The sequence below is a fragment of the Streptomyces sp. NPDC006193 genome (assembly GCF_040613915.1).
Classification (GTDB): domain Bacteria; phylum Actinomycetota; class Actinomycetes; order Streptomycetales; family Streptomycetaceae; genus Streptomyces.
Window position 1 is genome coordinate 79,104 of the sequence record NZ_JBEXTB010000003.1, and the last position, 13,503, is coordinate 92,606.

Consider the following 13,503-nt stretch of genomic DNA (forward strand, 5'->3'; position numbering starts at 1 on the left):
TTCACCGGCGGTCGAGGGACCGGGACCGGGCGCCGATCGCGGTGGCCCCGTCGACGCCCGGGACGCCGGCGGCGACGGGAGCGCGCCCCTCGCCTTCCCCGGGCCCGCCGGCCTCGCCCGCCTCTCGGGTCACTCCCGTCTCGTCGCCGGCCTCCCCGGCCTCCCCGGCCTCGCCGGTCCGCCTCGCCGCGGTCTGCGCCGACGCGCCCGCCTCGGCGCCGCGGCGGCGCCTGCGGTACCGCGGGGGCACGAACCGCTGGGCCCACACCGGAACGCGCGGGGTGAAGCGCGGCAGGAGCAGCAGCACCAGGCCGACCGCGCTGAAGAAGACCACGCCCAGGACGATCCACATCGAGGCCGAGTTGACCGAGAAGGCCAGCGCCCCGAAGCCGATGAGCGCCGACCAGAAGTACATGATCAGCACGGCCCGGCTGTGCGAGTGGCCGATCTCCAGCAGGCGGTGGTGCAGGTGGCCGCGGTCGGCGGCGAACGGGGACTGGCCGCGCCAGGTGCGGCGGACGATGGCCAGGACCAGGTCGGCTGCGGGCACGGCGATGATCGTCAGCGGCAGCAGCAGCGGGATGTACACCGGGACCGTCTGGTGGACCGCCGCCTTCTCCGAACCGGTGAACAGCGCCAGCGCGTCCGGGTCCACCTGGCCCGTGATCGAGATGGCCCCGGCCGACAGCACCAGCCCGATCAGCATGGAGCCGGAGTCGCCCATGAAGATCCGCGCCGGGTGCATGTTGTGCGGCAGGAAGCCCAGGCACATGCCCATGAGGATCGCCGCGAACAGCGTGCCGGGAGCCGCGGCCTCGATGCCGTACGAGTACCAGATCCGGTAGGCGTACAGGAAGAACGCGGCCGCCGCGATGCACACCATGCCGGCGGCGAGACCGTCCAGGCCGTCCACGAAGTTCACCGCGTTGATCGTGATGACGACCAGCGCGACGGTCAGCAGGGTGCCCTGCCACTGGGTCAGGGCCACGTTGCCGACGCTCGGGATGGGCAGCCACAGGATCGTCAGGCCCTGCATGACCATGACGCCCGCGGCGATCATCTGCCCGCCGAGCTTGATCAGCGCGTCGATCTCGAACTTGTCGTCCAGGACGCCGATCAGCCAGATGAGGGCCGCCCCGGACAGCAGTGCCCGCGGCTCGTTGGACTTGGCGAAGACCTGGTTGAGGTTGGTGAGGTGGTCCGCGACCAGCAGGCCCGCGCACAGTCCGAAGAACATCGCGATACCGCCGAGACGGGGAGTGGGTTCCCGGTGCACGTCCCGGGCCCTGATCTCCGGCATCGCCCCGGCCACGATCGCGAACTTCCGTACCGGTCCTGTCAGCAGGTACGTCACCGCGGCCGTGATGCAGAGCGTCAGCAGGTATTCACGCACGGGCTTCCCCACAGGTCTCGCTGGCCATCACAGCCCCACACCCTAGCGACGGATGCATGCCGATGAAGACTGCCGGGTGGCGACGATGGTTGCACGCGCAGCCGTGCACGGCGGCCACCGCCCCCGTTCAGCCGGGATACGGCGGAAACTGATCGGTGAGCGCGCGCACCTCCTCCCGCGCCGCGGCCGGTTCCGTCTCCCCGCGCAGCACGGCCGCCAGCAGCGCCGCGATCCGCACCATCTCCGGCTCCCCCATGCCCTGCGTGGTCACCGCGGCCGTGCCCAGGCGCAGTCCGCGGCCGTCGCCGTGCGGCAGCGCGCAGCAGTCCAGCACCAGGCCGGCCGCGAGCAGCCGGCCCCGCGCGGTGCGGCCGTCCACGCCGAGCGGGGCCGGGTCCGCGGTGATCAGGTGGGTGTCCGTGCCGCCGGTGGTGACGGCCAGCCCCTCCGCGGCCAGGTGCCCGGCGAGCACGCGCGCGTTGGCCACCACCTGGTGCGCGTACGCGGCGAACGCGGGGGTCGCCGCCTCGCCGAACGCGACGGCCTTGGCGGCGACGGTGTGCATCTGCGCGCCGCCCTGGGTGAAGGGGAACACGGCCCGGTCGACGCGCCGGGCCAGTTCGGCGCCGCACAGGATCATCCCGCCGCGCGGCCCGCGCAGCACCTTGTGGGTGGTGGCGCAGACGATGTCGGCGTACGGCACCGGGTTCGGCGCGGCTCCCCCGGCGACCAGCCCGATCGGGTGCGCCGCGTCGGCGATCAGGTAGGCCCCGACCTCGTCGGCGACCTCGCGGAAGAAGGCGTAGTCCAGGTGGCGGGGGTAGGCGATGGAGCCGCACACCAGGGCCTTGGGGCGGTGGTTGCGGGCGAGGTGGCGCACCTGGTCGTGGTCGATCAGCCCGCTCTCGGCGTCCACGCCGTAGCCGACGAAGTCGAACCAGCGCCCGGAGAAGTTGGCCGGTGAGCCGTGGGTGAGGTGGCCGCCGTGGGGCAGGCCGAGGGCGAGGACGGTGTCGCCGGGGCGCAGCAGGGCCGCGTAGGCGGCCAGCACGGCGGAGGAGCCGGAGTGGGGCTGGACGTTGGCGTGCTCGGCGCCGAACAGGGCCTTGGCCCGGTCGACGGCGGCGCGTTCGGCGACGTCGACGATCTCGCAGCCGCCGTGGTGCCGGGCGCCGGGATAGCCCTCGGCGTACTTGTTGGCGAGCGGTGAGCCCAGGGCGGCCAGCACGGCCGGCGAGCAGAAGTTCTCCGCGGCGTTCAGCTGCAGCGTGGTGGACTGCCGCGCCAGCTCCCCCAGCAGGATCTCGGCCATCGCCGGGTCCTGCCGCCGCAGGACGTCGGTCTCGTGGGCGGTGGTGACCGGCATGACGGGCTCCGGGCGGTCGACGGTGACGTATCCCCAATGTAGGCCCGGGGTGCGGCCGCCGCGCGGTCGCCGCGTCCCGTCCGCCCGCTCAGGTGCGTGCGGGTACGCCTGTCAGCGCAGTGACGACCGGATCCAGCGCCTGGTGTATCTCGTCGCCGATCGACCGGAAGAAGGTCAGCGGGGCGCCGTACGGGTCGTACACCTCGTCCGCCTCGGCGTTCGGGGCGAGCAGCCAGCCGCGCAGCGCGGCGGCCGCCCGCACCAGCGCGCGGGCCCGCATGACCAGGCCGTCCTCCAGGGGCGGCAGGGTGGCCGGGTCTATGGCGCGGACCAGCCGGGTGAACTCCTTCAGGGTGAAGGTGCGCAGGCCCGCCGAGTGGCCCATGGAGATGACCTGGGCGCGGTGGTCGCGGGTGGCGGTCAGCACGAGGTCGGCCCTGATGACGTGCTCGTCCAGCAGTTCCCGGCCGACGAAGCCGGAGGCGTCCGCGCCGAACTCGGCCAGCACGGTCTCCGCGTGGGACTCCATCGGCGCGCCCTCGTGGCCCCAGGTGCCCGCGCTCTCCACGATCAGCCCGCCGCCGAGCACGCCGAGCCGCTCCGCGACGAAGTGGCGGGTCAGCCGCTCGGTGATGGGCGAGCGGCACACGTTGCCGGTGCTGACGTGGAGGATGCGGAAGGTGTCGCGCGGGAACCCGAAGGTCGTCGTCTCCTCCGCGCTGTATCCCCCGCCGCCTATGCCACGCATGGGGGCACCCCCTGCTCCGGGAGCCCGGGGCGTCCGGGGGCCGTCAATTCGCCACCTCGAGGTCGGGTACGACCTTGCGCAGCTCGTCCGGCGAGACGGCCCCCTGGCGCAGCAGCAGCGGCACCTCGCGGGAGACGTCCACGATGGACGACGGCACGTTGCCCGGGGTCGGGCCGCCGTCGAGGTAGACGGAGACGGAGTCGCCGAGCATCTCCTGCGCGGCGTCGCAGTTCTCCGGGGCGGGGTGGCCGGTGAGGTTCGCGGAGGACACGGCCATCGGGCCGACGTCGGTGAGCAGTTCGATGGCGACCGGGTGCAGGGGCATGCGCACGGCGACCGTGCCCCGGGTGTCGCCGAGGTCCCACTGCAGCGACGGCTGGTGCCTGGCGACCAGCGTCAGGGCGCCCGGCCAGAACGCGTCGACCAGGTCCCAGGCCTTCTCGGAGAAGTCCGTGACCAGGCCGTGCAGGGTGTTCGGGGAGCCGATGAGGACGGGGGTGGGCATGTTGCGGCCCCGGCCCTTGGCGGCGAGCAGGTCGGCGACGGCCTCCGGGGAGAACGCGTCGGCGCCGATGCCGTACACCGTGTCGGTCGGCAGCACCACCAGCTCGCCCCGGCGGACGGCGGACGCGGCCTCACGCAGACCCGTCGCGCGGTCGGTCGCGTCGTTGGTGTCGTATCGCCGTGCCATGTCTAGCTGGCCTCCTCGTACACGTACTGCGGGGTCGAAGTCTTCGGGGTGCTCACGGCAGCGCCTTGCGGGCGGTCGCGAAGCGGGGGCGGTTGTTGAGGTCGGGGTGGTCGGCCGCGTCGGCCCAGCCCCGCTCCTCGGTGAAGATCCACGGCACCTGGCCGCCCTGGGTGTCGGCGTGCTCGATCACGACGACACCCCCGGGGCGCAGCAGCCGGTGCGCGGTGCGCTCGATGCCCCGGATCAGGTCGAGTCCGTCCTCGCCGGAGAACAGCGCCATCTCCGGGTCGTAGTCGCGGGCCTCCGGGGCGACGTACTCCCACTCGGTGAGCGGGATGTACGGCGGGTTGGAGATGACCAGGTCGACCTGGCCGTCGAGGTCGGGGAAGGCCGTGAGGGCGTCGCCCTGGCGCAGGTCGACCCGTGACCCGGCGACGTTCTTGCGGGTCCACACCAGGGCCTCCTCCGACAGCTCCACGGCGTGCACGCGCGAGCGGGGGACCTCCTGGGCGAGGGCGAGCGCGATGGCGCCCGAGCCGGTGCACAGGTCGACGATGCACGGCTCGACCACGTCCATGGCGCGTACCGCGTCTATGGCCCAGCCGACCACGGACTCGGTCTCGGGCCTGGGCACGAACACCCCGGGCCCGACCTGGAGCTCCAGGTACCGGAAGTAGGCCCGCCCGGTGATGTGCTGCAGCGGCTCGCGCTGCTCGCGCCGGGCGATGACCTCCCAGTACCGGGCGTCGAAGTCGGCGTCCTTCACGGAGTGCAGTTCGCCGCGCTTCACGCCGTGCACGAACGCGGCCAGTTCCTCCGCGTCGGTGCGCGGCGAGGGCACGCCGGCGTCGGCCAGCCGCTGGGTGGCCTGGGCCACCTCCGCGAGCAGCAGGTTCACGCGAGTCCTCCGTGTCGTGCTCGTGCGTAGGGGGGTCTTACGCGGCGGCGAGCTTGGCGGCCGAGTCGGCGTCGACGCAGGCCTGGATGACCGCGTCGAGGTCACCGTCCAGGACCTGGTCCAGGTTGTACGCCTTGAAGCCGACGCGGTGGTCCGAGATGCGGTTCTCCGGGAAGTTGTAGGTGCGGATCTTCTCGGAGCGGTCGACGGTGCGGACCTGGCTGCGGCGGGCGTCGGCGGCCTCCCGCTCCGCCTCCTCCTGCGCGATGGCGAGCAGCCGGGAGCGCAGGATGCGCAGCGCCTGCTCCTTGTTCTGGAGCTGGCTCTTCTCGTTCTGGCAGGAGGCGACGACCCCGGTCGGGATGTGCGTGATGCGCACGGCGGAGTCGGTGGTGTTGACCGACTGGCCGCCCGGTCCGGAGGAGCGGTAGACGTCGATGCGGAGGTCGTTGGGGTTGATCTCCACGTCCACCTCCTCGGCCTCCGGCGTCACGAGCACACCGGCGGCGGAGGTGTGGATGCGGCCCTGGGACTCGGTGGCCGGAACGCGCTGCACGCGGTGCACACCGCCCTCGTACTTCAGCCGCGCCCACACGCCCTGCCCCGGCTCGACCTGCCCGCGGGCCTTCACCGCGACCTGGACGTCCTTGTAGCCGCCCAGCTCGGACTCGGTGGCGTCGATGATCTCGGTCTTCCAGCCGACGCGCTCGGCGTAGCGCAGGTACATGCGCAGCAGGTCGCCCGCGAAGAGGGCGGACTCGTCGCCGCCGGCGCCGGCCTTGATCTCGAGGATGACGTCCTTGTCGTCGCTCGGGTCGCGGGGGACGAGCAGCAGGCGCAGCTTCTCGGTCAGCTCCTCGCGCTGCTTCTCCAGCTCCTTGACCTCGGCCGCGAAGTCGGGGTCGTCGGCGGCCAGCTCGCGCGCGGTCTCGATGTCGTCGCCGGTCTGCTTCCAGGAGCGGTACGCGGCGACGATCGGGGTGAGCTCGGCGTAGCGCTTGTTCAGCTTGCGCGCGTTCGCCTGGTCGGAGTGGACCGACGGGTCGGCGAGCTTCTTCTCCAGATCGGCGTGCTCGGCGACGAGTTCGTCGACGGCCTCGAACATCTTGGGCTCCTGTGCTGCGGTGAAGGACGACGGCGGGCGACCAAAAACGCCGGTCCCGGGCACACCCCTGGCGGGGTGTGGCCGTGGACCGGCGGAATGGGGCTCGCTACTTCTTGGAGCCGGCGGCAGCCTTGCCGAAGCGGGCCTCGAAGCGGGCCACACGGCCACCGGTGTCGAGGATCTTCTGCTTGCCCGTGTAGAACGGGTGGCACTCGGAGCAGACCTCGGCCCGGATGGTGCCGGACTCGATGGTGCTGCGGGTGGTGAACGACGCGCCGCAGGTGCAGCTGACCTGCGTCTCGACGTACGCGGGGTGGATGTCGCGCTTCAAGGTGTCTCCTAGGTTCCGGGAGGGCGCCGGGTCGCAGCCGCGGGATGCGGGAGCGTGAACCGGAGCCGACGTACCAGTCTGCCAGGACTGGGGCCATCCTCCCAAACCGGGGGTGCGGTCGTTCTATTCCGGCCCTACCGCCCCGTGCGCTGTCCGGTGCCGACCACGCCGTCCGCCTCGCCGGTGGCGGTGCCTTCGGTGGCCGCCGCGGGGATCGGCTCGTCGTTCCGCAGGGCGTTCCACACGAGCCGCGCCTTGGACCTCGCCAGGAGGACGCGGTTGGGGTCGGCCGGGTCGTACCGGACGGGCATCGTGACCATCTTCACGCGGGACGAGCTGATGCCCTTGAGGCCGTTCGCGAAGTCCATCAGGGAGTTGACCGAGCCGAGGCCGGAGTCGGTGGTGACGGCCCTGGTGGCGGTGTCGGCGAGGTCGTACAGCTTCTTGGGGCTGGTGAGGACGCCGACGTGGGAGACCTGGTCGATCAGGGCTTTGACGAACGCCTGCTGGAGCTGGATGCGGCCCAGGTCGGAGCCGTCGCCCACGCCGTGCCGGGTGCGGACCAGGCCGAGGGCCTGCTTGCCGTCGAGGGTGTGGGCGCCGGCCCGCAGGTGCAGGTGGCTCTGCGGGTCGTCGATGTCCCTGGTGGTCGTGACCCGGACCCCGCCGAGGTCGTCGACGAGCTGCTGGAAGCCCGAGAAGTCGACCTCCAGGTAGTGGTCCATGCGGATGCCGGTGAGGGACTCGACGGTCTTGACCGCGCAGGCCGCGCCGCCCGTGGAGTAGGCCGAGTTGAACATCACCCCGGTGGCCGCCGGGTGGGTCGCGCCGTCGGCGCCGGTGCAGGCGGGGCGGTCGATCAGGGTGTCGCGGGGGATCGAGACGACGTCGGCGCTCCGGTGGCCCTCGTGCACGTGGACGATCATCGCCGTGTCGGAGCGGGCGCTGCCGTCGTCCGTGCCGCCGCCGAGCTTGCGGTTGCCGCCGGAGCGGGTGTCGGAGCCGAGGACGAGGATGTTCTGGGACCCGTTGTCGATCTTGGTGGGCCGGTCGCCGCCGAGTGCCTGGTCGATGTCGACGCTGCGGAGGTTGCCGTTGAGCTTGAAGACCAGGTAGCCGGCGCCGGCGCCGCCGAGCACCACCACGCCCGCGGCCGTCCAGGCGGTTGCGCGCAGGGCCGTGCGGCCGGTGCCGCGGGCCTTGCGGCGGCGGCCCTTGCCCCTGCGGCGGGGGCCGTTCGTTCCCGGGTCGGGTATGGCGGGCGTGCTCTCGGCGGCCACTTCGCTCCTAGGTCTCTCGTCGGTCGATTACCCCCTGCGGGTCAGGGTCAGGCGCGGTCCTCACCGCTCCATCGTCGCTCCACCCGGCAGGACGGGGAAACTCGGGAAAGGGTTGCACTACGCACCGTGCCCGCCGCGCGCGGCGGCGGGCACGGTGCGTAGTGGCTGCGCGGGGGTGGACCCCCCTTCACCTGCGGATTCAGCCCCAGAGGTCGTATGCCTGGAACCCGGTGCCCATCGAGACCCTTGTGGCAAAGATCTCGCTTGTGGCCTTTCCGGTGCCCTTGTACAGGTACAGGGTGCCGCCGGGGGTGCGGGCCAGGAAGTCGGCCCGGCCGTCGCCGCTCACATCGCCGACCGCGTCGAAGGCGTTGTAGCCGGTCCAGGCGCTGCGCACCTTGATGCGGGCCGCGAAGGCGCCGGTGCCGGACCTGCCGGTGCCCTTGTACAGGTACAGATCGCCGCTGCCGGACGCGCGGGCGAGCAGGTCGGCCCGGCCGTCGCCGGTGAAGTCGCCGTGCCCGCGCACCATGTCGTACTGGTTCCAGCCCGTGCCGGCCTGCACACGCGAGGCGAAGGTGCCGTCGCCCCTGCCGGGGTAGATCCACAGCGCGCCGCCGGAGTCCACGGACAGCACGTCGGGCCGGTGGTCGCCGGTGACGTCGCCCGGGGCGATGATCCGGGTGCGGGTCTTCCAGCCGGTGAAGACCTTCGTGGTGGTCCAGGCGGCCTGGGTGCGCGCGCTGTCGAGCACCACGTGCTGCCAGTAGACGTCGCCGGAGGAGCCGACCCGGTGGAGCAGGTCCTGGTAGCCGTCCCGGTCGAGGTCGGTCTGCACGACCAGGTCGACGCCGCTGTAGTCGCCCCAGGAGACCGCGGAGCCGAAGGACGTGCCCTTGGAGTCCTTCTCGTAGCCCGTCTTCGTGGAGGCCTTGCGCACGAAGAGGTCGGCCTTGCCGTCGTGGACGCTGTTGAACCGGCTCAGGTTGGCGTCGTCGAGCTGCGGCTGGACCGCGCCGACGTACGTGGTGACCTTGCTGAAGACGCTGTAGGCGCCCCGGGCCACGCAGTCCTGGACGCCCCAGGAGACCACGCCGGCGATCCGGCCGTTCACCACGAGCGGGCCCCCGGAGTCGCCGTTGCAGGCGGAGGTCGTCCCGCTGTCCCCGCCGCTGGCGGGCTTGCCCGCGCACACCATGTGGCCCTTGACGAAGTAGGAGCCGTAGTAGCCGGTGCAGGTGGTGTCGGACTGGACGGGCAGGGTGGCCGTCCTCAGAGTCGGGGAGATGTCCGGGTCGGTGGAGCTGGTGCGGCCCCAGCCGTAGACCTTCGCGCTCGTGCCGGCCGCGTAGGAGGCGGTGTCGCCGGAGGTGACCATGCCGATCGGGGTGGCCTTGACCGGGGCGGCCAGGGTGAGCACCGCGATGTCGTTGTCGATCTCCACCGGGTCGTACGACGGGTGGTTCCACTGGCGCAGGACGCCGGTGGCCTGGCCGCCGTGCAGGTCGGTCGCGCCGGAGGAGTCGGTGGTGGGCAACTGGCCGGTGCCGGTGACGACGGCGCCGTTGGCCTTCCAGTCGTAGGCCCTGCCGTCCTCGTCGCGGACGCAGTGCGCGGCGGTGAGGATCTTCGACGGCGTGACGACCGAGCCGCCGCAGAAGAAGGCCAGGTCGTCGCCGGTGTCGCTGGTGCCCCTCTTGTCGTGGTACCAGAGCTGGGCCATCCAGGGCGCCGAGGTGACGGCGGTCTCGCTGCCGCCGATGATCCCGGACACTGAGGAGGGGCTGCCGCCGCTCTTGTCCGGTGTGCCGGCGGGGGCCTGGGCGTCCGTCCGGAGGGCGCCCGCGATGCGCTTCTCCAGCGCGGCCTGCGACGGCTGGTCGACGACGGGCGGGGCGCTCGGCTGCGGCTGCGGCAGTGCGGTGGCCGCGCCGGCGGAGACGGTCAGCAGGGCGGCGGCGACGGCTCCGGCGAGACCGGCGGCGGCGAGGGACAGGGCCGGACGGGCACGACGTCTGTGCCGCCCGGGCAGGGGCGTGGGCAAGGAGGTTCCCCCCGGGGAGAGATGAGCGGACAGGGACGCATGACGCAGGTCCCGTACCTCTCAGCGCCGGAAGCCCGCCCCCTGTCACTGTGGACGGGAGCGGGCTTCCGGGACCCGGAGCGGGACGTCAGTCGCCGTTGCCCGGCGCCGGCGTCGTCTTCTGGATCTGCATGAGGAACTCGACGTTCGACTTCGTCTGCTTCATCTTGTCGAGCAGCAGCTCGATGGCCTGCTGCTGGTCGAGCGCGTGCAGCACACGGCGGAGCTTCCAGACGATGCCCAGCTCCTCCGCGCCCAGCAGGATCTCTTCCTTGCGGGTGCCGGACGCGTCGACGTCCACCGCCGGGAAGATGCGCTTGTCGGCGAGCTTCCGGTCGAGCTTGAGCTCCATGTTGCCCGTGCCCTTGAACTCCTCGAAGATCACCTCGTCCATGCGGGACCCGGTGTCCACGAGAGCGGTGGCCAGGATGGTGAGCGAGCCGCCGTCCTCGATGTTGCGCGCCGCGCCGAAGAACCGCTTCGGCGGGTAGAGGGCGGTGGAGTCGACACCACCGGACAGGATGCGGCCGGAGGCCGGCGCGGCCAGGTTGTACGCACGGCCCAGACGGGTGATCGAGTCCAGCAGCACGACCACGTCGTGACCCAGCTCCACCAGGCGCTTGGCGCGCTCGATGGCCAGCTCGGCGACCGTGGTGTGGTCCTCGGCCGGGCGGTCGAAGGTCGAGGAGATGACCTCGCCCTTGACCGACCGCTGCATGTCGGTGACCTCTTCCGGACGCTCGTCGACGAGGACGACCATCAGGTGGCACTCGGGGTTGTTGTGCGTGATCGCGTTGGCGATCGCCTGCATGATCATGGTCTTGCCGGTCTTCGGCGGGGCCACGATCAGACCGCGCTGGCCCTTGCCGATCGGCGAGACCAGGTCGATGATGCGGGTGGTCAGGACGCCGGGGTCCGTCTCCAGGCGCAGGCGGTCCTGCGGGTAGAGCGGGGTCAGCTTGTTGAACTCCGGGCGGCCTCGGCCGTGTTCGGGCGCCATGCCGTTGACGGAGTCCAGCCGGACCAGCGCGTTGAACTTCTCGCGGCGCTCGCCCTCCTTGGGCTGGCGGACCGCACCGGTGACGTGGTCGCCCTTGCGCAGGCCGTTCTTGCGGACCTGGGCGAGGGAGACGTACACGTCGTTCGGGCCGGGCAGGTAGCCCGAGGTCCGGATGAAGGCGTAATTGTCGAGAATGTCCAGGATGCCCGCGACCGGGATCAGGACGTCGTCCTCGGTGACCTGCGGCTCGGCGATGTCGTCGCGGCCCCGGCGGCCCCGGCGGTCGCGGTAGCGGCCCCGGCGGCCACGGCGGCCGCCCTCGAAGTCGTCGTCGTCCTGCTGGCGGTCCTGACGGCCGCCCTGCTGCTGGCCCTGCTGCTGCCGCTGCTGGCCGCCGCCCTGCTGCTCGTCGCCCTTGTTGCGGCGGTCGCGGTCACGGTCCCGGCCGCGCTCGCGGCGGTCGCGGCGGCCGCGGCCCTCGCCGTCGCCGGCGTCGCCCTTGCCCTCGCCCTGCTGCTGCGTCTCGGCCCTGGACTCGCCCTTGGCCTCGGCGGAGGTCTCGGCGCCGTTCACGGCCGGGCTGCCCGCGTCGGCGGTGGCACGGCGGCGACGGCGCTCGGCCGGGGCGTCCTCGGCGGGCGCGCCCGTCTGCTCGGGCGACGCCGCGAGCTTGGGGGACGGCTGGCCGGGGATCTCGATCTGCTGCTGGGCGGCCTTGTCGGCGGCCGCGTCCGTCGTGGCCTCGGCCTTCTTCTCCGCGTCCTCGCCGGTGCGGGCCTTGGAGGTGGCCCGGCGCTTCGGCTTGCTCTCGGCGGCCGGCTCGGCCTTGGGGGCCGCCCCGGAGGCCTGCGCCTCCTTGATGACCTCGATCAGCTGGCTCTTGCGCATCCGCGCGGTGCCCCTGATGCCGAGGCCCGAGGCGACCTGCTGCAGCTCGGCCAGCACCATGCCCTCGAGGCCGGTACCGCGGCGCCGCCGGGAGCCGGCACCGGTGGCAGGCGCGGAGGCGTCCGTGGCGGGCGCGGCAGCGGTCTCCTCGACACGTGCGCCCATCAGATCGGTGGTGTCGCTCACGAAGGGTCCTTCCCTGGAGCGGACGTCGGCCTGTCTGGCTCGGCGACCGGTTGTGCTGTCCGGCTACGGTCCTGTCTTCTGTGGACCGTGCCGGGGCGGTGGTCCGCCAAAGCGGCGGAAGAAATGTGCGGTGATGGCGCTTCCGCGAGCCGTGGCACCCAGTGTCACGTGGCGTGGTAGCACCGGTTCCGGAGCTCCCCCAGAGGGGGTACCCCGACCAGCGGACCGCTCAGTGCTCGCATACGACGTACTGCCCAGGCACGACGCAGGGAACACGGAGTGGCGCGGGAGGCTTCCGGAAGAATGTCTGTCCCGGACGGGGACACAAGGCACCTCGCCATGGTGGGGTCGGGTGCAGACTTGAGATTAACACTACCGGATCCAACAAACATTCCCCCTCTCGAAATCCGGCTGCCGCGTGTCAGGCGGCGAGCGGCAGCACGCTCGCGCCCCGCACGTCCAGGCTCAGCCGGTTGGCGGCCCAGTCGGCGCCGGCCAGGGCTTCCACCTTGTCGGCGGTGCCGGCGTCGGCGAGGGCCATGACGGTGGGCCCGGCGCCCGAGATCACGGCCGGGATGCCGTCGGCGCGCAGCCGCTCCACCAGCGCGGCGCTCTCCGGCATGGCCGGGGCCCGGTACTCCTGGTGGAGGCGGTCCTCGGTGGCGGGCAGCAGCAGCTCGGGGCGCCTGGTCAGGGCCTCCACCAGCAGGGCGGCGCGGCCCGCGTTGGCGGCGGCGTCGACGTGCGGCACGGTGCGCGGCAGCAGACCGCGCGCCGTCTCGGTCAGGACCGGCTTCCCGGGCACGAAAACCACCGGAACGATGGAATCGTGCGGCTCCATCCTGATCGCCCGGGCGGCGCCGGCCTCCATCCAGGACAGGGTGAAGCCGCCGAGCAGACAGGCGGCCACGTTGTCCGGGTGGCCCTCGATCTCGGTGGCCAGCTCCAGCAGCGCGGCGTCGTCCATACGGGCCTCGCCGCCTATGGTCACCGCGCGGGCGGCGACGATCCCGGCGCAGATGGCGGCGGAGGAGGAGCCGAGGCCGCGGCCGTGCGGAATGCGGTTGGCGCAGACGATCTCCAGGCCGCGGGGCTGCCCGCCCAGCAGGTCGAAGGCGGTGCGCAGGGAGCGGACCAGGAGGTGGCTCTCGTCGCGCGGCAGGGTCTCGCCGCCCTCGCCCGCGATGTCGATGTGCAGCCCGGAGTCCGCCACCCGGACGACGACGTCGTCGTAGAGCCCCAGCGCCAGGCCCAGGGCGTCGAAGCCCGGGCCGAGGTTGGCGCTGGTGGCGGGGACGCGCACCCGCACGGCGGCGGCGCGGAACGCTGGACCGGCCATCGCTCGTTGACTCTCCTTGAGCTGCGTGACGGTCGGATGACGCCATCGGGATCCGATGGTCATCCGTGGACTGCCGATGACTGACCTACGGGGACCCGCCGGGCCGCGAGGACGGCGCGGCGCCGAGCCGTTCGCGGCGGCATATGCGGCAGGCGGGTTCGATACAGCCTATCGAAGGAACGTTCTGCGAGGACA

11 protein-coding genes are annotated in these 13,503 nt (G+C 72.4%); all 11 read right to left on the bottom strand.

Going from position 1 to position 13,503, the window contains the following annotated elements; all coding sequences use genetic code 11:
- Window position 1: 1 nt before the first annotated feature.
- The 11 genes from ABZ261_RS04130 to thrB all read right to left on the bottom strand — a co-directional run bounded on the left by ABZ261_RS04130 (window position 2) and on the right by thrB (window position 13,308).
- Window positions 2–1,393 carry an MraY family glycosyltransferase gene (locus tag ABZ261_RS04130; protein ID WP_356855063.1) on the bottom strand — a complete coding sequence of 464 codons (1,392 nt, stop codon included), beginning with the start codon at window positions 1,391–1,393 and terminating at the stop codon, window positions 2–4.
- 127 nt (window positions 1,394–1,520) lie between these two features.
- Window positions 1,521–2,759, bottom strand: a complete 1,239-nt coding sequence (gene glyA / locus ABZ261_RS04135; protein ID WP_356855065.1) for a serine hydroxymethyltransferase — start codon at window positions 2,757–2,759, stop codon at window positions 1,521–1,523.
- An 88-nt stretch (window positions 2,760–2,847) separates the two neighbouring features.
- Window positions 2,848–3,507, bottom strand: a complete 660-nt coding sequence (locus ABZ261_RS04140) for a protein-tyrosine-phosphatase (RefSeq protein ID WP_356855067.1) — start codon at window positions 3,505–3,507, stop codon at window positions 2,848–2,850.
- 43 nt (window positions 3,508–3,550) lie between these two features.
- On the bottom strand, window positions 3,551–4,198 hold the full coding sequence (locus ABZ261_RS04145) for an L-threonylcarbamoyladenylate synthase (protein WP_356855069.1): 648 nt from the start codon (window positions 4,196–4,198) through the stop codon (window positions 3,551–3,553).
- A 52-nt stretch (window positions 4,199–4,250) separates the two neighbouring features.
- Window positions 4,251–5,096: a peptide chain release factor N(5)-glutamine methyltransferase gene (gene prmC, locus ABZ261_RS04150; RefSeq protein ID WP_356855071.1), complete on the bottom strand. Its 846-nt coding sequence runs from the start codon at window positions 5,094–5,096 to the stop codon at window positions 4,251–4,253.
- Window positions 5,097–5,133: 37 nt separating this feature from the next.
- Complete coding sequence (prfA, locus tag ABZ261_RS04155) at window positions 5,134–6,201, bottom strand: peptide chain release factor 1 (RefSeq protein ID WP_356855073.1); 1,068 nt, start codon at window positions 6,199–6,201, stop codon at window positions 5,134–5,136.
- A gap of 106 nt (window positions 6,202–6,307) precedes the next feature.
- Window positions 6,308–6,532: a 50S ribosomal protein L31 gene (rpmE, locus tag ABZ261_RS04160; RefSeq protein WP_014675000.1), complete on the bottom strand. Its 225-nt coding sequence runs from the start codon at window positions 6,530–6,532 to the stop codon at window positions 6,308–6,310.
- Between the two features lie 134 nt (window positions 6,533–6,666).
- Window positions 6,667–7,812 carry an LCP family protein gene (locus ABZ261_RS04165; protein WP_356855075.1) on the bottom strand — a complete coding sequence of 382 codons (1,146 nt, stop codon included), beginning with the start codon at window positions 7,810–7,812 and terminating at the stop codon, window positions 6,667–6,669.
- Between the two features lie 199 nt (window positions 7,813–8,011).
- A complete protein-coding gene (locus tag ABZ261_RS04170) occupies window positions 8,012–9,856 on the bottom strand; it encodes a trypsin-like serine protease (RefSeq protein ID WP_356855077.1) in 1,845 nt (614 codons plus the stop codon).
- 127 nt (window positions 9,857–9,983) lie between these two features.
- A complete protein-coding gene (gene rho, locus ABZ261_RS04175; RefSeq protein WP_356855079.1) occupies window positions 9,984–11,969 on the bottom strand; it encodes a transcription termination factor Rho in 1,986 nt (661 codons plus the stop codon).
- Window positions 11,970–12,390: 421 nt separating this feature from the next.
- Window positions 12,391–13,308, bottom strand: coding sequence for a homoserine kinase (gene thrB / locus ABZ261_RS04180; protein ID WP_356855081.1), 918 nt, complete (start codon window positions 13,306–13,308; stop codon window positions 12,391–12,393).
- Between the last annotated feature and the right edge of the window lie 195 nt (window positions 13,309–13,503).

Bases quoted from the DNA above. Each gene is read 5' to 3' on its own strand.
- glyA (WP_356855065.1), bottom strand. From the start codon at position 2,759: ATGCCGGTCACCACCGCCCACGAGACCGACGTCCTGCGGCGGCAGGAC.
- ABZ261_RS04140 (WP_356855067.1), bottom strand. From the start codon at position 3,507: ATGCGTGGCATAGGCGGCGGGGGATACAGCGCGGAGGAGACGACGACC.
- ABZ261_RS04145 (WP_356855069.1), bottom strand. From the start codon at position 4,198: ATGGCACGGCGATACGACACCAACGACGCGACCGACCGCGCGACGGGT.
- prfA (WP_356855073.1), bottom strand. From the start codon at position 6,201: ATGTTCGAGGCCGTCGACGAACTCGTCGCCGAGCACGCCGATCTGGAG.
- thrB (WP_356855081.1), bottom strand. From the start codon at position 13,308: ATGGCCGGTCCAGCGTTCCGCGCCGCCGCCGTGCGGGTGCGCGTCCCC.